This is a genomic window from Hymenobacter crusticola (assembly GCF_002154225.1).
GTDB lineage: Bacteria > Bacteroidota > Bacteroidia > Cytophagales > Hymenobacteraceae > Hymenobacter > Hymenobacter crusticola.
Genome location: NZ_MTSE01000004.1, coordinates 169,866 through 187,282, shown reverse-complemented (window position 1 = coordinate 187,282; position 17,417 = coordinate 169,866). Strand labels below are relative to the sequence as shown.

16 protein-coding genes and 1 pseudogene are annotated in these 17,417 nt (G+C 54.7%); 8 read left to right on the top strand and 9 right to left on the bottom strand.

Going from position 1 to position 17,417, the window contains the following annotated elements:
* Positions 1-180 precede the first annotated feature (180 nt).
* The 3 genes from BXP70_RS10050 to BXP70_RS10040 all read left to right on the top strand — a co-directional run bounded on the left by BXP70_RS10050 (position 181) and on the right by BXP70_RS10040 (position 1,853).
* Positions 181-738 carry a DUF1572 family protein gene (locus BXP70_RS10050; RefSeq protein ID WP_086593937.1) on the top strand — a complete coding sequence of 186 codons (558 nt, stop codon included), beginning with the start codon at positions 181-183 and terminating at the stop codon, positions 736-738.
* 21 nt (positions 739-759) lie between these two features.
* Positions 760-1,311 carry a 2'-5' RNA ligase family protein gene (locus BXP70_RS10045; protein WP_086593936.1) on the top strand — a complete coding sequence of 184 codons (552 nt, stop codon included), beginning with the start codon at positions 760-762 and terminating at the stop codon, positions 1,309-1,311.
* Between the two features lie 77 nt (positions 1,312-1,388).
* Positions 1,389-1,853 (top strand): hypothetical protein, encoded by a 465-nt coding sequence (locus BXP70_RS10040; RefSeq protein ID WP_086593935.1) that lies wholly within the window; start codon positions 1,389-1,391, stop codon positions 1,851-1,853.
* A 558-nt stretch (positions 1,854-2,411) separates the two neighbouring features.
* Here the strand turns inward: BXP70_RS10040 and BXP70_RS10035 are convergent.
* Genes BXP70_RS10035 through BXP70_RS10025 form a run of 3 tightly spaced genes read right to left on the bottom strand, consistent with a single transcriptional unit; the run spans position 2,412 to position 6,303 of the window.
* Positions 2,412-3,401 carry an RHS repeat domain-containing protein gene (locus BXP70_RS10035; RefSeq protein ID WP_086593934.1) on the bottom strand — a complete coding sequence of 330 codons (990 nt, stop codon included), beginning with the start codon at positions 3,399-3,401 and terminating at the stop codon, positions 2,412-2,414.
* A gap of 51 nt (positions 3,402-3,452) precedes the next feature.
* Positions 3,453-5,768, bottom strand: coding sequence for a hypothetical protein (locus BXP70_RS10030; protein ID WP_086593933.1), 2,316 nt, complete (start codon positions 5,766-5,768; stop codon positions 3,453-3,455).
* 31 nt (positions 5,769-5,799) lie between these two features.
* The gene (locus BXP70_RS10025) at positions 5,800-6,303 is read right to left on the bottom strand and encodes a T9SS type A sorting domain-containing protein (protein WP_086593932.1); all 504 of its coding nucleotides are present in this window, start codon (positions 6,301-6,303) and stop codon (positions 5,800-5,802) included.
* Between the two features lie 333 nt (positions 6,304-6,636).
* Here BXP70_RS10025 and BXP70_RS10020 point away from each other — a divergent pair, with 333 nt between their 5' ends.
* A complete protein-coding gene (locus BXP70_RS10020; protein ID WP_086593931.1) occupies positions 6,637-7,431 on the top strand; it encodes a response regulator in 795 nt (264 codons plus the stop codon).
* Between the two features lie 99 nt (positions 7,432-7,530).
* Entirely contained in the window at positions 7,531-9,393 is a 1,863-nt protein-coding gene (locus tag BXP70_RS10015; protein WP_086593930.1) for a histidine kinase dimerization/phosphoacceptor domain -containing protein, read from the top strand.
* A gap of 66 nt (positions 9,394-9,459) precedes the next feature.
* On the opposite strand, the gene BXP70_RS10010 is transcribed toward BXP70_RS10015, so the two are convergent.
* Positions 9,460-10,221: an SDR family oxidoreductase gene (locus BXP70_RS10010; RefSeq protein ID WP_086593929.1), complete on the bottom strand. Its 762-nt coding sequence runs from the start codon at positions 10,219-10,221 to the stop codon at positions 9,460-9,462.
* Positions 10,222-10,287: 66 nt separating this feature from the next.
* Positions 10,288-10,713 carry a helix-turn-helix domain-containing protein gene (locus BXP70_RS10005; protein WP_086593928.1) on the bottom strand — a complete coding sequence of 142 codons (426 nt, stop codon included), beginning with the start codon at positions 10,711-10,713 and terminating at the stop codon, positions 10,288-10,290.
* A gap of 102 nt (positions 10,714-10,815) precedes the next feature.
* On the opposite strand from BXP70_RS10005, the gene BXP70_RS10000 reads away from it, so the two are divergent.
* The 3 genes from BXP70_RS10000 (at position 10,816) to BXP70_RS09990 (ending at position 13,749) form a co-directional block, all read left to right on the top strand.
* The gene (locus BXP70_RS10000) at positions 10,816-11,718 is read left to right on the top strand and encodes a helix-turn-helix domain-containing protein (protein WP_086593927.1); all 903 of its coding nucleotides are present in this window, start codon (positions 10,816-10,818) and stop codon (positions 11,716-11,718) included.
* Between the two features lie 81 nt (positions 11,719-11,799).
* Positions 11,800-12,639 (top strand): SDR family NAD(P)-dependent oxidoreductase, encoded by an 840-nt coding sequence (locus tag BXP70_RS09995; RefSeq protein WP_086593926.1) that lies wholly within the window; start codon positions 11,800-11,802, stop codon positions 12,637-12,639.
* 261 nt (positions 12,640-12,900) lie between these two features.
* Positions 12,901-13,749, top strand: a complete 849-nt coding sequence (locus tag BXP70_RS09990) for an SDR family NAD(P)-dependent oxidoreductase (protein WP_086593925.1) — start codon at positions 12,901-12,903, stop codon at positions 13,747-13,749.
* An 85-nt stretch (positions 13,750-13,834) separates the two neighbouring features.
* Here the strand turns inward: BXP70_RS09990 and BXP70_RS31030 are convergent.
* The 4 genes and pseudogenes from BXP70_RS31030 to hslV all read right to left on the bottom strand — a co-directional run.
* Positions 13,835-13,962: pseudogene (locus tag BXP70_RS31030) on the bottom strand (deoxyhypusine synthase family protein); the annotation flags it as partial.
* 42 nt (positions 13,963-14,004) lie between these two features.
* Positions 14,005-15,753, bottom strand: coding sequence for a hypothetical protein (locus tag BXP70_RS09985; RefSeq protein ID WP_143436442.1), 1,749 nt, complete (start codon positions 15,751-15,753; stop codon positions 14,005-14,007).
* 4 nt (positions 15,754-15,757) lie between these two features.
* Positions 15,758-16,729, bottom strand: a complete 972-nt coding sequence (locus tag BXP70_RS09980) for a deoxyhypusine synthase family protein (RefSeq protein ID WP_086593923.1) — start codon at positions 16,727-16,729, stop codon at positions 15,758-15,760.
* Between the two features lie 132 nt (positions 16,730-16,861).
* Complete coding sequence (gene hslV / locus BXP70_RS09975; RefSeq protein WP_086593922.1) at positions 16,862-17,398, bottom strand: ATP-dependent protease subunit HslV; 537 nt, start codon at positions 17,396-17,398, stop codon at positions 16,862-16,864.
* Between the last annotated feature and the right edge of the window lie 19 nt (positions 17,399-17,417).

Sequence of the window (17,417 nt, the reverse complement as noted above, 5' to 3'; positions counted from 1 at the left end):
CCTAAACGATAAAGCTAGCTATTCGGGTTTGTAATTTAGCAGGATGGCTTCTTTTGCATAGCTCCGGCCAGGTTCGTCGCCCCATGCTAGCTAGCGAAGGTCGCCCTGGCCAAACTTTCGCTATTTCTTTCCATGTTTACCACCTCATCCGGAATAACCTAGCTCTACCTTGCTGCTCCTATGTCCGATTCCGATCCGCTAGCGCAGGCGCTGCTCGCCTCATTTCGCCACAGTTTCACGAGTTATAAGAGTCTCTGCGACCGTGCTTTGGCCCAGCTCACGCCCGCCGAGTGGCTGTTTTGTCCGGCGCCGGGGGCTAATAGTGCTGCCGTGATTGTGCAGCACATGGTGGGAAATCTTCGCTCCCGCTTCACCGATTTTCTAACCAGCGACGGGGAAAAGCCCGATCGTCGGCGCGACCAGGAATTTGAGGAGCCAGTTGCGCCAACGGTGGTGCCGGAACTGCAGCAGCAGTGGGAGGCCGCCTGGGCCATTTTACTCACCTTGTTTGATACGCTTCAGCCCGACGATTTACTTCGCACGGTCACAATCCGCGGCGAGGCCCACACGGCTTTGGCAGCCTTGCAACGGCAAGTAGCACACTACGCGTATCATACGGGGCAATTAGTACAGCTTGCCAAACACTTACGCGGCCGGGCGTGGCAAACGCTCAGCATTCCGCGGGGTCAGAGCGAGCAGTTTACGCGCGAAGTTCAGCGCCAAGTCAACAACAACTAGTCTTTCAGAGTACACCACTCTATGCTCGCTATAACTTCGCTGCTCAGCCCTCCGCACGCCCGACGTATCAACAAGATTATCAAACGGCTGGAAACTGACTTTGGTCTCGACGACGTGCAAGCCACCCCCGATCCGCACATCACCTACCAGCTAGCCGGGGTCAGCAAACTACAAGCCCTGAAAGATGTGTTGCACGATATTGCCGCAACCACCAAGCCCTTTCCGGTGCACACGACGGGCCTAGGGGTATTTCCGGGCCCTAATCCCGTTATCTATATCCCGGTGCTGCGCTCCGATGCACTCAACCAGCTCCACCACCGCATCCTGACGGCTACCGCCCCGCTCTGCCTCCGCACCGATAAGTTTAGCAACCCAGAGTGCTGGCTGCCGCATATTTCCCTGGCCCTCCACGATACAACCCCCGATCTGCTGGGCCCTGTACTACAGTTTCTTAACCGAGAAACTTACAACCTAAAGATCGTCATCAACAACATCACCATTCTACGCCAGGAGGGCACCCAGTTTGTGCGCGAAGAATGCTTTACCCTGACCGGTGAAGGCGTTGCGCCCTAGCTCCTGAGCGGAGCGCGGTGATTTTCTCGCGCCCGTGCCCGACCTTTGGTCCCTCACAAACCAATCCTTCTTCTTTTATGTACAGTATCGTACTCGCCTTGCACTCCTGGTCTCGCTGGCTGGTTATCGTTTTTGGCCTGATTGCCGTGTTTCGAGCCTTGGGCGGCTGGCAGGGCCGGCGGGCCTACCTAGGCGCCGACAACGGTATGGGGGCGGCTTTCGTGGGCTCTATGCACTTGCAGCTGCTACTCGGGCTAATTTTATACCTAGGTCTGAGTCCGTTAGGCTTGCATACGATGCAAGCCATGGGGGGCGCTGCCATGAAAAACCCCGTGACACGGTTCTGGGGTGTAGAGCACATCACCGCCATGATTTTGGCCGTCATCTTTGCCCAGGTCGGCCGCACGCTCTCTAAGAAGGCGACAGACCCTGTACGCAAGCACAAACTTGCTTTCGTCTGGTTTACCATCGCCCTAGTCCTAGTACTACTCATGATTCCGTGGGGCATTTGGAATCCGGCCCGCCCCTTGTTCCGGTTATAATATTTCAAGAGCTGCGTCGTTCCTAGAAACGGCGCAGCTCTTGCACTTTAAGAGTATGCGATTATCTTTATCCAGCTTTATTTAGCGCTTACTTGTATTTTATGAATCAGCGCAACATTATTGCTTACTATATAAAATAATACTAATACTCAACTATAACTATTAGTATTCCCGCTCGTATTACTACCAAGCACAACACTTACTCTGAGTTCTAACCGGCAACACATCTACGTAACGTGCAAAAGTCAGTAACCAAATCCCGCTTATCTCCCGACGAGTTTTGTCATCTTATCGATTTGCATTTGCAAAAGCTAGAGACCTGCTTGGATACGCAGCCTCAGTACGGTAGCGTATTAGAGGCACTCCGCCAGAATCTAGAAGATTATAAGAAGACAAAGATGGTTGTGAACCGCTAATAGCGGTTGGTTACTAGTCTGTGTTTGCGTAGCTGAACAAAAAGCAAAAGAAACAGCCTCCCGCTTAACACAGAAGGCTGTTTCACAAATAGTTATCGCATTATCTATCTAGCTTATCTTATCACTTCAGTAGTAACACAGGCTATTCATAATATTGATACTCGTATTTAGATTTGCTAACCAAAGCACCTAGCTTGTTGTAAGTCCGCTGCTCCGTTAAATTGCCTTTTGCGTCGAACGTGTTGACGGCTTTCACCTTCACATTAGCAGCTGGGTAATCTACTTCTACGCCGGTGTTGTTACCATTGTCATCGTAGGTATTCGTGGTTTTGGACTTTACCTCCCCGTTCTCGTTGAGCTGGGTTGTCTCCGTCATGTTGCCTTTGGCATCGTAGGCATTAAGCAAGCGCAACTTCTTGTTTTGCACCTGGTTCACCTGTTCAATGATGTTTCCGTTGCTGTCGTACACGTAGTCGATGGCGGATAAAATGGAGCCATCGGCCTGCCGGGAAACGGCCTTCACCACATCACCGGCTTCGTTATAAGACATTTCTAGCTTGATATAGAGCTTGCGCTTCGGATCAGTCTCGTTGTTCTGGGTTAGCATTTCGGTCAGCTTGCCATTGGCGTCGTAGTTATTCTTGGTTTTCACCAGCAGCGAGCCGTCCTCGTTAAGACTAGTCGATTCGACCAAATTATCTTGCTCATCGTAGCTGTAGCTGATTTGAGCGGGGTTCTTATGGTCTATGCCCCCACCATTGCCTTGCGAGGCATCCGTCTTCTCGATGTTGCCTTTGGCGTTGTACTGGTTCTTCAGCTTCCGATCTACGCTGCCATCCCGCTTGAACTTGGTTTCCTCCAGCAAGTTGCCTTCGGGGTCGTAGGATCGTTCCACTTGCTTCACCCCTGTTTCGGATACTATACCATTCGGGGCATCATATACCGTCACGGCCTCGCTCTTAATCTTAGCGGCCTTGACCTTATTTTTCTTGCCGTTCAATGCCGTCTTGCGGTCGTTCTTAGGCTTTTTTGGTCCGCCTTGGGCACTCGCCTCATGGGTGCTGAGGAAGCTTAGCAACAGACAAGCTCCTATAAAGCGCGCTAACCACGTAACGTTTACGATCCGGAACATGCTATACCGAGAAAAAATGAAGTTAGTAGTTGACTGAACGTGAGTTGCTTACTAGCGCACCAGCGTAACGGCGCCGGCTGGGGCTTTGGTGCGAGCTAGCTTGGTGGCGCGGCGCTTAGTGGGCTGTTTAGCGGTAGCCTGCTGCAATTCGGAGAGCTTACTGGCCAATCCTTGCAGATGTCCTACTTCTTTGCGGAGCTGCGTTAGTTCTTGGCTGTTTTTCTCTTGCAGGGCGCGGTTTTGCGACAACATGGCCTTTAGGTTATCCCGCTCGCGCACTTCTTGCTGCAATAGTTTGGCTACGTCGCCGGCATTCAAACCCACCACCACGTTCACGAGCTTTTCTTCGGCGCCATCGGCGCTGGCCCAAGCCCGCCCGATTACTTTGGCGTATTCATCGGCCGTCATAGAGCTAGGTGCTACGGCAATACCCACGCCGTCGTAGAGGCCAGAAGGAATAATATAATCCCCATCGCGCACGGCACCCCGCACCTTCACCGGAATCTGCCCCATAAAGGCTACTTTCTCGCTCAGGTGCTCTTGGCCCGGCTTGGGCATATTCCCTAGCACAATCGGGGCGGTCGAGACGGCGAGCAGTTGCTGGGCGTTGCGCGTGTCTTTCGTGATTTTGCCACCTTGCACCCCTACAATGTCGCCAGCGTTTATTTCCTCCTTCGGGTCTAGGCGGGTCAGCCACTCGGCGTAGTCACCGGAGCCCGAAGAGTAACTCACGCCAATGTTGGCGCCGCGAATACCTTGCACAGCCGCGTAATAGGCAATATCTGCCGTAATCCAGACAATATCTGCCACCTCAAACGGCGTGGCGGCAATGGCTACGCCGAGTGAGGCCACTTTCACACCCTGATAAACCAGCTCCGCAATGAACTCCGGATCAGAGGCATAATCGGCAGAGTTCTGGCCTTCCACGGCCCCGCGCAGCCCTCCATTATCGAAGAAGCCAATGAAGTTCTTATCGCTGTTAGTGCTTTGGCCGCTACTGTTCACTTTGATGGCCATGCCGTTGCGGGCAGCATCTACGTAAACTGGGTAATTGTTCGAGTCGTTGTCGGCGCCATCCACGGTACTTTTTACCGTCACGCGGCCGTTCGTTCCTACCGAAAACTTGCTGGCAGAACCGTCGCCAACCTGCACGCTCAGGGGCGCTACAGAAGCATCAGACGGTGCCGTCACGTTGAGGTTCTTATTGACCGTCAGCGCGTTTTTGACCGTTAGGTTGTTACCGATAGTGCCGTTGTTTTTGGCAACAATATCGACGAACTCCGAAGAGCCCGCTACGCTTAAGTTGCCGGTCAAGGCCGTATTACCGTACACACTCAGAGATTTACCCACGTACAGTGCCCCTCCGATGCCCGTACCGCCCGACACGACCAAGGCCCCGCTGCTGACGTTGGTGGCCTCGGCTAGGTTCTGCAACTTGGTCGTGCCGTTGATGACCGTATTACCCGTGATGGTGGTATTGCCCGCTACCCCTAGGGTGCTGCCCAGCGTGGTGGCCCCGTTAACGCTGAGGGTATTTTTCAGGGTCGTTGCCTGATCTACCGTGAGCGTACCCGTCAAAGAGGTGGCGCTGGTCCGGGCTACGGTGAAAGGGCCGTTGCTCGTAGTGGAGCCACCTACGGTATTGAAATACGCATTTTGCTTCACCGTCAAATCGTTGCCGATAAGCGCGTTGCGGTCGATGGCAGCATCGCGACCCACGCGAAAGTCATTGCCCACATTTAGGTTCGTCTTGATGTTTACGTCGCCGGCGCTGGTGATACGCAGGCGCTCCAGATCGTTCGTCACAATCACCAAGTCAGCCAAATCCGTAGTGCCTAGCTTGTCGGTAGTAGGGTCGGATTTCGAGTTACCGAACAACGACCAGTTTTGAGAAGGAACCCCGTTGGCGCCTTGCAGCCCGATCGTTGGCCCGCCCTTGGCCGACGTTTCGCCCGAGAGGCGCGCGGCCGTGCCGGCAAAGAAAGCGTAGGGCACCGACAGCAGCTCCGAGGCGCCCATCAGCTTGTAGTTAGTACCCCCAGCAGCATCCATTTCTACTTGCAGGTACTGATTGCCGCTACCCCAATTGATGTCCGTAAAAGCGCCTTTCACCGCTTGCCCCCGCCCAACGGGCAGCGAGAAAGAGCCATAGGCATTCGTGAAAGCCTTATGCGTTTCGGTGTAAACCGCCGCGCCCTGTGCTCCGCCGGCCAATACGCTGATGCGCAAGGAAATAACTTTGCTTTGCAGCAGTTTGCCGGCTTCATCGCGGGCGATGCCCTGGTAGTTCATAGCCTGCGGCACCTGCGCCATGGCCGCCCAAGAGGTGCCGAGCATTAGCCCAAGCGCGAGTAGTATTTTTTTCATAGTAAGGACAGAAAGAAGATGGGACGAAGGGCTATTTATTTTTTTGGACTAGCTGGGTCCAGCGCTCCTGCGTGACGGTGTTGCGGAGGCTCAGTACGTAATTCGCCAGCGGCAAATCAGCAAGATCTAGGTTGGTGGAGGCCGTGCCAGGCGCCAGCGTGAAACTGCGCACCAAGCGACCTTGCACATCAAAAAGCTGGACGAGTGTGGCCGCCGGACTCACGGGCAGATTTAGGGTGAGGGTAGAGCGAAACGGGTTAGGAAATGCTTCGGTTTTGGTCAGCGCGGGGCCCATTTTGGGGCTCAGCAGGGGGTTCAGGTCGCTGCGATGAAAGCCCTCCAGCAGCACCTGGCCTTCTTTCGGGTTCTCATAGGCAGCAATGGCAACTTCGCCCAGCGTCCAGTCGAGGCTAGCCCCGCCAAGCGCTTGGAAAGGCTGGCCGGCCGCCCCCAGCACGACAAGTGGCTGGCTGGTTTGGCTGACGGCAGCGTGAGAACCAACTAGGCCCATAAGTACGAGTAGCGTGTGCTTCATAATAGCTAGTGAGGAAAAGGCCCTTCTACCACTCCGATTAGAGTAGCTTTTGCATCACCCTGCCGAGCTTGGCTTCGCTGGCAAAGCCAAGCCGGGCAAGTGGGTGTGTACCGTAGCCACGGGGCTACTGAGTAAAAGTGCGGCACTGCCTCGAATAGCACCAATCAAAGTTCTTCAAGAACTATTTTTGGTAAGTAGACGCCCGTATTTGGTATGTGGCCGCTAATAACCTTGAGAAATTTCACGCAAACTAAAGTTGACCTTGCGTGCTGGTAGTTGTGCCTCAAATGGTATACTTTAGGATGTTGAAGCAGCTATCTACTTATAAATCGTATGGTTGACCATCGGGTTCATATCCTGATTGTGGAAGACGAAGCCGTGCTAGCCATGGATTTGTGCGACACCTTGGAAGCGGAGGGCTATGTGGTGGTTGGCACGGCCAGCAACGGGCGCCGGGCACTGGAGCTATTCCAGAAAAACCAGGTCGATCTGCTCTTGTGCGATGTCAACATCAAGGGAGAATGGGATGGAATTGAAACGGCGGCCCGACTACTCGCGCTTCGCTTGGTTCCGGTTATTTACCTGACGGCGCTGGCAGATAAAGAAACGCTCGATCGGGCCTTGGGCACGGCTCCCGCCGCCTACCTCACCAAACCTGCCACCACGGCTGGCCTGCGGGCGGCCATCGAAGTGGCCTTACGGGCCTTCGTCCGTCAGGCTACACCGGAGGCGGTAGCTCCAGCCGGACCTAGCTCTGCCCCAGAGCCGCCGAGCATCAGCAAAGATGCGCTTTCCCGTGAGACGATTTTGCAGCTAGGTGAGTACGTCTTTATCAAAGACAACTATCAGTTTGTACGCATCCCGGTCAAGGATATTTTATTGCTGGAGGCCAATAACACCTACACAACGCTCGTGACGCCGGCCCGCAAGTATGCCCTTCGGCTGACGCTGAGCACGGTGCTCGAACGGTTGAATTACACGCAGCTAGTACGAACCCACCGCTCGTATGCTGTTAACATTCAGCATATCCAGTCGTTCAACGAAAACGAGACGACCCTAGCCGGACAAGCAGTTCCGCTCGGCCGTCAATACAAAGACGCCTTTCTGCGGCACTTTCAGTTCCACTGATACGCTGCCGGCTTTCTTCTCCATTTTCTGCCCCAACGAACAGAACAACTTATTGCCCCTACTCTACTCTCAAAAGTTCAGCATACGGCCCGGCTTTTTATGCGCCATCTCCTTCGCGCTCTTCGCTTTCTTGTTCTGCTTTTTGCTTACGCCGACCCGCAGAACCTAGGTGCTACCCCAAATGCCATTGGCGCCAGCCCACCCGACACCAGCCAAGTACAGCAGTGGTGCAAAACCACGCAAGGCCTATTATCCAGCAACAACGATTCGGCGGAGGTACGCAGCCGGGAAATCATTCGGGTATCTCGCCAGATCCACTACGCCTACGGCGAGGCCCTCGGTTACAACCTACGGGCGTGTGCCTTGCGCAACAAAGCTGATTTTTCGGGTAGCTTGTCGTGCAGCCAGAAAGCCCTGACGTTATTCGAGACTCAGCATAGCAGCATGGGGCAGTCGATTGCCTACAACACCATGGCCCTCACCTACAAGCGGATTGCCGATGCGCAACACGTAGCGCTTCTTTCGCGCAAGGCGCTCGGGTTTGCCCACCTAGCGCTGCTGCACGCTCGCAAAGGACCCTACTTAAAGGAACTAGGCAAAGCCTATATCAACGCCGGCATCATCTACCGCGATTTGCAACAGCCTGATTCGGCGGCGGCTTGCTACTTGCGCGTCATGGCCCTCGAACGCCAATACGGCCTCTCTGCCACCACCCTAGCTATTTGCTACGCCGACTACGCGCAGCTATTTATGGATGCCGGGCAGCAGTTGCCGAAGGCAGTAAGGTACCTCAACCAAGCCGTTGCGTTGTACAAGCAGGAGCACAATGCAACCGGCCTTGAGCATGCTTACCGCAACTTGAGCTGCACTTACCTGAAGCAGGGCAAACGCCAACAAGCCCTAGCTGCCGCCAATCAGTCGCTAGCCTTAGCGCGCACGCTGCACGATCCGCATCGGCTTTTCAACTCCCTGGAAGTAGCCTATGTGGCGCACAAAGAAGCCGGCAACTTCAAGCAAGCGCTTGACTACCTAGCCGAGTGGAAAACACGCGAAGATTCCTTGGTAAGCCTCGAAAAGACCCAAGTGGTAGCCAAGCTAGAGGCCGCATACGCGGCCGAGAAGAAAGAGGCTGAAATTACTCGGTTGCATGGCGCCAACGCGCAGAAAGCCCAGGAGCTTCTGCTGGTTACCCTTGGGGGCGTTGGGGTGAGCCTACTGCTCGGCCTCACGCTTTGGCAGTACCGCACCATTCAGCGCACCAATGCGCAGCTGAAAGCCACCAACAAGACCGTTCTGGAAAACAACCTCCACATGCGCGAGCAGGCTGTCCGGCAAAAGACCCTCATGAAAGAACTTCATCACCGGGTCAAGAATAACCTAGCCATCGTGTCGAGCTTGTTGCGGTTGCAATCCAATAGGTTGACCGATGAAACAGCCACCAAGGCCGTCCGCGAAGGGCAGCAGCGCGTGGAGGCAATGTCGTTGATTCATCAGCGTCTTTACCAGACTGATAACGTGACGACCGTGGACATGCGCCGCTACATCACCGACTTGGCAGAGAGCCTACTGACCGCTTATGGCTACGAGAAAGATGGATTCGATTTGACAGTTCGAGTCGAGCAGCCCATGTTGGACGTAGACCTAGCCCTTCCGTTGGGGTTGATTTTGAATGAATTACTGACGAATGCCTTTAAACATGCTTATCAGGCAGTAGCTTACCCCGCCTTGCACATCTACCTAGGTCATGATGCGGAGGCGCAAGACGGTGGGCTGCTGCTAGAAGTGCAGGATAATGGGCCGGGCCTAAGCCAATACCAGTGGCAGCAATCGAGTGGTTCGTTCGGCAAGCGTCTGATTAGCTCCCTTAGCGAACAAGTAGGCGGCCATTTGGAGCTGTGCAATGCTTCCGGCACCTTGTACCGACTCCATATTCCACAGCACGCATTGGAAGAAGTAGCATAAGGCTTTCCTGAAAAAAGCACGGGGCCGACGCATTAACGTCGGCCCCGTGCTTTTGGGTTTTACTGTTTAGATGGCCTGCCCACCCGAGGCTTCGAGGCGCTGCGCGTCAATCCAGCGGGCTTCATCGGTGCAGAGGAAGGCGACGACCGGCCCAATATCATCGGGCAAACCCACGCGTCCCATGGCCGTGAGGGAGGCAATATGACTGTTAATTTCCTTGTTGTCGCGCGTGCGGCCACCACCGAAGTCGGTTTCGATGGCACCGGGCGCTACAATATTTACCCGAATGCGACGGCTAGCTAGCTCCTTGGCCTGGTACTTCGTCAGGGTTTCCATGGCGGTTTTTATGCTAGCGTAGGTGGAGGAGCCAGGATAGACAATGCGCGTCAGGCCCGACGAGATGTTGATGATGCCACCGCCGTCGTTGAGCAGGGGCAAGGCTTTCTGGGTCAGGAAGAAGGGTCCTTTGAAATGGATGTTCAGCGCCTGGTCAAACTGTTCCTCAGTGGTATCGGCAAAGGCCGCGTACAGGCCAGTGCCGGCGTTATTGATGAGGAAGTCGAATTTATCGGCGCTGAAAGTATCGCGCAAGGCAGTTTGTACCTGCTCAAAGAACCCATCGAACGTTTTGATGTCGGAAGCGTCGAGTTGCAGGGCTACGGCTTGCTGACCTAGGTTCTTGATTTCGGCCACGACGCCTTCGGCCTCCCCTTGCTGCGTGTGGTAGGTCAGAATAACGCTGATGCCTTTTTGCGCTAGGTTCAAGGCCATGTTTTTGCCAAGGCCACGGCTACCGCCAGTTACCAAGGCTATTTTATTTGTGCTCATCGTTTTGCTTGTTAAGATTAACACTGCAAAGATGGCGTATACGCTAGCCTAGGTTCTGGTGAGTAGTTAAGAATTAATGGTGAGTAGTTCTGCTGCGGCCGCCCGCTGCTCGGCCCACGTCTCTTCCCGAAACTGCTTGGGCGTGCTGCCCACGAAATGCTTAAAGAACTTGGTGAAGTTAGACGGATCGTAGGTGAGCCGTGCCGCTACCTCGGCTATTGTCAGGCGCGGGTCGAGCAGCAATTCCTTGGAAACGGCCACCAGCTTACGCTCGTAGATGGCGCAGGCCGCTTCGCCCGTGGTGAGCTTCAGCGTGTTGCTCAAGTGCGTAGGATGGATGCAGAGTTGGCTGGCAAAGTCACGGATTTCTAAGGCTTCCGTGGCGCGGCCAGCCACTAAATCATCCACGTGCGCATGCACGAGACGGGTAAAATCAGCGGTTATCTCGTGCTGGCGAGCTAGGATTTTCTTGGGGATGAGGGTTGCGGGCATAAGTAGGATCAGCAATAAGCAAGACGGAATGCTTCAGACTAATTAGTACAACAGCTAAGGTACTATTATTTCAGTATCGTTTGATTTACGTAACTTCGACTTATGCCGAAGACCCAGACCCTCGAAGACTTCTACAAGCACAAGATTCACTGGATGCCCGAAAACCTTCAGCAGGACATCGGCCACTTCAATGTGTTTCGGCTAGATGACTATGTGGGGCCGAATGCGTGCGCGCTGCCTTACAGCCGCAAAGACTTCTACAAGATAACGCTCGTCACGGGGCACAACCGGTACCACTACGCTGACAAAACCGTGGAGATAAACGGCAATGCGCTGCTGTTTGCCAACCCCTTGGTGCCCTACCATTGGGAGCCGCTCGACGACAACCAAACCGGCTATTTCTGCATCTTCACCGAAGCTTTCCTGCAACGCCACATGACGGTATTGGCGCAGGAGCTACCGGTCTTCAAGCCTGGCGGTCAGCCTGTTTACTTCCTGAATAACGAGCAGCTAGCTACCACCAAGCAACTGTTCGAGAAGATCTTTGCCGAGATTGATTCGGATTACTCTTTCAAGTACGACTTGCTGCGCGCCTACGTGTTTGAGCTCGTGCACGGGGCCATGAAGCTGCAACCTGCCTCCACGCTCTACCACGACAGCAACGCCGCTACGCGCATTGCTTCGCTGTTTACGGAGCTGCTGGAGCGGCAATTTCCCATTGAGCTGCCGGGGCAGCAGGTGAAGCTACGCAACGCCAACGCCTTTGCCGTCCAACTCGCCGTGCACGTCAACCACCTGAATCGGGCCCTAAAGGAAGTGACCGGTAAAACCACCTCCCAACTTATTGCGGAGCGCTTGGTGCAAGAAGCGCATGCCCTGCTGAAACACACCGCCTGGAACGTGTCGGAAATCAGCTACTCCCTGGGCTTTGAGGAACCGGCCCATTTCAGCAACTTCTTCAAGAAACGAGCAGGCGCTACCCCCTCCGCCGTACGCACTGTTTGATTTTTGCAAGTATCTGTTTGAACCGGGTAAGCACCTAGGCTCCCATGGGCTCTAGTTTTGCACTGTACAAACAGAGCAACGATGAACAACCCCAAAACCTGGTTTATCACGGGCGCTTCCCAAGGCCTAGGTCTTAGCTTAGTCAAACGGCTTTTGCACGAAGGCCACCAAGTAGCTGCCACTTCCCGCAACCTAGCTAGCCTCGTGCAAGCTGTTGCTAATAACTCTCCCGCCTTCTTACCACTACAAGTTGACCTAGGTAACGAAGTCAGCGTGCAGCAAAGCATCGAACAGACTATCAACGCCTTCGGCCGCTTGGATGTGGTCGTAAACAACGCCGGATACGGCATCGGCGGCAGCATTGAGGAGCTAACCGACGCCGAAACCCGCCAGGCCTTCGACGTGAATGTGTTCGGGGCGTTGAACGTCATTCGGAAAGTCATGCCGCACCTGCGCGCAGCCGGCGCCGGGCACATCATCAACATTTCCTCGATTGCGGGTATTTCAAGCGCAACAGGGTGGGCTATTTACGCCGCCACCAAGGCTGCCATGGTCGGCTTTACGGAAGTACTAGCCCAAGACGTGGAAAGCTTCGGCATCAAGGTTACTGTTGTGGAGCCGGGCGCCTTCCGCACCAACTTCCTCACCGCCGAGTCGCTACGCTTGCCGCAGCAGCCCATCGAGACGTACCAAGCCGTGCGCGCTTCGCACGAGAAATACCTCCAACTGAACGGTAACCAAGCGGGCGACCCGGAAAAAGCGGCCGGGGCCATTATACAACTGGCGGCCGAAGAAAACCCGCCCCTCAACTTACTCCTCGGTCAAGACGCCTACCAACGCGCCTTGCGCAAACTCGACACCCTACAACAAGAATTCCAAACCTGGCAACCCCTCACCATTTCCACCAGCTTCGACGCCTAAAGGTCAAGAGAGCATCGGAGTTGGAGGTCGAGGGTATCGGCACAGGTAACAAAAAAATCATGTGGCGGCATCAAGCAAAAGCCGATGTTATTCGTCTATTGCAATAGCGAGGCATAAAATATTGTGTTTCGGCAGTCGTTGAACGAATAGCAAGCTCAGCAGGAATGTCTGCTTGCGTCCCGATCTGTTAACCTTCTTCCTTCCATACTATGCTCTATTTATTTGCCCAACTAGCGCTAAGCGACTCTCTTACTTACCACGATGACTACCAAGAAAATATGGTTCGTGACCGGCGCCTCGAAAGGCCTAGGTCTGACACTCGTTCAACAACTCCTAACCGCCGGTTACGCAGTAGCGGCCACCTCTCGCAATGTGGAGGAACTGAAGCGCGCCGTGCCGCTTAATACCGATCAGTTCTTGCCCCTGCAAATGGACCTCAGCAGCGAGGACAGCGTGCGGCAAGCCCTAGAAACTACCATTAGCACCCTAGGGGGCTTGGATGTAGTGGTCAATAATGCTGGCTACGGCCAAGTTGGTGCGCTAGAAGAACTCTCTGACCAGGAAGCGCGCAACAACTTTGAAGTGAACGTGTTCGGCATGCTGAACGTGATTCGCTATGCTACACCGCACCTGCGTCAGCAAGGCGCGGGGCACGTGTTCAACATCTCCTCCATTGGTGGGTTCATGGGCGATTTTCCCGGCTGGGGTATTTACTGCGCGACCAAGTTTGCCGTGGCGGGCCTCACCGAATCGTACGCCGCTGAAGTGAAGCCGTTTGGAGTCCATGCCACAGTGGTATACCCCGGCTACTTCCGCACAGATTTTCTGTCAGCTGGCTCCATGGGCAAGCCCCAAGCGCCTATCGACGCCTACCAATCTGTGCGCGACTCGCAAACGGCACACGAGCAACAAATCAACGGCAACCAGCCCGGCGACCCCCAAAAAGCCGCTGAACTTCTGATTCAGGTGAGCGAGAGTGAAAATCCACCCGTGCATCTGCTTCTAGGAGAAGACGCCTACCAAATGGCTGAACGCAAAATTGAGACGGTACACCACGACATGCAGCAGTGGCAGGGAGCCGCTACAGCGACGGGGTTTGTGCAGGCGTAAAGCTCACCTACCAATTTAAGCAGTGACAAAAAAGCCCGCCGCTGAAAATCAGCGGCGGGCTTTTTCGTTATATAACCTAGGCTACTTATTGCCCCAGCACTACCGCAAAAATCAGCGGCGCAACAATGGTGGCGTCCGATTCGATGATAAACTTGGGCGTGTCCTCTCCTAGTTTACCCCAGCGGTTTTCTCGTTAGGCACGGCGCTGGAGTAACCTCACAATGGTACGTCATGAGGGTCTAAGTTCTAGAAGTCTTACTGGTTAAGCGTGCGCCTGCGAAAAAGTCGGTACCCATTTACGGTATCTACTGGGGCATACTGTTGAATAAAACCACCTGGCAATCGGTCATTGGGCGCTGTTATGAAGTAATCGGCGGCTGGTGTGGGGCGTTGCGCAGGATGAGGAGCTACGCCTCCATCGCGCACATACATCCAGTATGGGTAAAAGCTTTCCTCTAAGAATGCGACCGATGCCCAACGATCGGGCAGGGCACTCAGGCGCTGCTGCACGGCTGCGTAGCCTCCTTCTAAGTCATAGAAGTAGAGTGCCGTAGGCTCACTTACTGGATTATGACGCACCAACCCTACTCCTAGCCCACCTACGATCAATAGCACTCCACCCAAGCCTGCCCAAGAGCGCCAACGCGCTAGCCACACTCCTACGGTGAACGGTGCCAGCACCAACGCCACACTAAAGAGACCCAGTAAGTTGCGGTGGAATATAATGTGTCGCAGCCCCAGAATACCACCCACCAACACCAGCAACCAGGCTGCGTACACTAAGCCAAGCTGCCAGAAGCGGCGGTGAGCTAGTAAAGAAAGTGGTACCAGCGCTAGCACGTAGGCCGGCCAAGGACCTAAGTCCATTTCGCCGAAGCAGTAGGAAGCGTAGCTTTTGAAGTCAGGCCACGTTTGAGTGATAAATTCTGCCAGGCTACCTTGAAAAGGACGCACGTAAGGGTTTGCGGAGATTGCCGCTAAGCCTGAGAAGCCAACAGCAGGTAGGTAAAAGCCCCCCGCGAGAACCAGGGCTCCCCCCTGCGCCAACCAGAAGCGTCCGTCGTAGCGACGTAGCCGCACTTGCACTATCACAGCTGCTGCTAGTTGCGCCGCGTGGTAGAATAAGAACGTCGGCACTGTGGCATAGCCAGCTACTATTGCTCCGGCATTGAGCATTAACCAAGCCCGCCGGGGTTGCCGCCAGTAGCCCAACAGCGCCGCTAGTGCTATCCAGTGCAGTAGTGCGTACAAGGCGTAGCCTCGCGCCTGAAACCCAAAGCCCCACAACGAATACTGCAAACTGGCCAGTGTTGCTGCCCCCGCGCCTGCCCAGCGCCGACCAGTAAAACGCCCCATTAGCCAATAGACAACAGCCAATGTACCTAAGTAAGCTAGCCCCGATAGAATCCTGCCCGTAGTCACCAACCAAGGCAGGTGGTGCAGCCATCCAAACATACTGCCATTCAGTAGATTGAATAGCACATGGTTGTTAGGGAGCATGTAGTAGCTCCAAGTAACGAAGAGTGATTCATTGCCAGCGCAGTACAGGGCCGAAAACACTTCGTCGTGGGTTGGTGGAGTATACAGCGCGCCCCAGGTCCACAAGCCAGTGCCTAGCAGCGTTACCCCAATCAGCCAAGGCCAATCGGCCCGCACAAATAGGCGCGGCAGCTTAGCCGGAACGGCATTATTGCGGCGCAATCGCAGCAACCAGTAGCTGGTTACGATTAGGCCAATGAGTGTCACCAGTGCCAATGCTGTACCGTGCGCCTTTACAGTAGGCGTAAAAAAGTTAGTAGCCCAACTAGCTGAACGGTATAAATAAGGCGTGCGACGTAAATACCAGTCACGCAGGATGGCATAGGGAATGAGAGCGTATATTAGCAGTGCCCCACAGACTACTAATAACAATGCCGCCCCGGCTGCCCACTCCCATCCTCGATGAGGAATATGGGAGTTAGGAGCCGAGGCGGCAAAGTCCGGCGCTTGGCGCGGATTAGTCATGTACTTACTGCCCTAGCACTATCGCAAAAATCAGCGGCGCGACAATCGTAGCGTCCGATTCGATGATAAACTTGGGCGTGTTCTCGCCGAGCTTACCCCACGTGATTTTCTCGTTGGGCACGGCGCCAGAGTAGCTACCGTAGCTGGTGGTCGAGTCCGAAATCTGGGCGAAGTAGCCCCACAGTGGCACGCCATGGCGACCTAGGTCTTGGTGCAGCATGGGCACGACGCAGATCGGGAAGTCACCGGCAATACCGCCGCCGATCTGGAAGAAGCCCACGGTGCTTTCGTCGGTGGCTTGCTCCGTGTACCAATCAGCCAGATACATCATGTACTGAATGCCGGTCTTCATGGTGTGCACGTTCTTGATGTCGCCCGAAATGACGTGGCCGGCGTAGATGTTGCCCAGCGTAGAGTCTTCCCAGCCGGGGCAGATGATCGGCAGGTTTTTCTCGGCGGCAGCTAGCATCCAAGAGTCCTTGGGGTCAATCTGGTAGTACTGCTCCAGCTCGCCCGACTTCAGGATCTGGTAGAAGAACTCGTGGGGGAAGTAGGCTTCGCCCGCTTGGTCAGCTTTCTCCCAAAACTTCAGCACCGTGTGCTCGATGCGGCGCATGGCTTCCTCTTCCGGAATACAAGTATCCGTTACGCGGTTCATGTGGCGCTTCAGCAGGGCGTGCTCGTCGGCAGGCGTCAGGTCGCGGTAGTTCGGTACTCGCTCGTAGAAGTCGTGCGCCACTAAGTTGAATATGTCTTCTTCCAAGTTAGCGCCGGTGCAGCTAATGATATGTACTTTATCTTGACGAATTAGCTCGGCTAGCTGAATACCCATTTCGGCCGTGCTCATGGCACCGGCGAGGGTAATCATCATTTTACCACCTTCCGCGAGGTGCTTGTTGTAGCCTTCGGCCGCGTCGATAAGCGCAGCGGCGTTGAAGTGGCGGTAGTGGTGCTTAAGGAAGTTCGTGATTTGCATCGACTCGTTATTCAATGAATGGGTTGCGGTTTACAATCAATTAGCAACCTTAAATCGTTCATTCTTCGTGCTCTAGGTTAAAAGATTATGAAGAATAAACAACTCGAGCTAGGTTGCTTACCAAACAGCTAGCTATACCGGCTGCTCGATCATCAGGTTGTGGTTGGTGTAGATACAGATATCGGCGGCGATGTGCAGGGCATCTTCCACCATCTGGCGGGCGGTGAGGTGCGGTGCGTGCTTCTTAAGAGCGAGGGCCGCAGCCTGCGCGTACATGGCGCCCGAGCCGATAGCGGCTACGTCGGAGTCGGGTTCGAGCACGTCGCCGGAGCCGGCAATGATGAGCAGCTCGTCTTTGTCGCAGACGACCATCATGGCTTCCAACTTGCGCAGGTATTGGTCTTTGCGCCATTCCTTGGCTAGCTCAATGGCCGCACGACGGAGCTGACCGTTGTAGCCGGAAAGCTTTTCCTCAAACTTATCGAGCAGCATAAAGGCATCGGCCGTGGAGCCGGCAAAACCCGTCACAACTTTGCCATTGTGCAGCTTTCGCACTTTGCGCACGTTGCTCTTGGCCACGTGCTTATCCATGGTAGCCTGGCCGTCGGCGCCAAGGGCAATTTCACCGTTGTGGCGCACGCCAAGAACGGTTGTGGAACGTATTTTCATTTGTTAAATAGCTATGTAT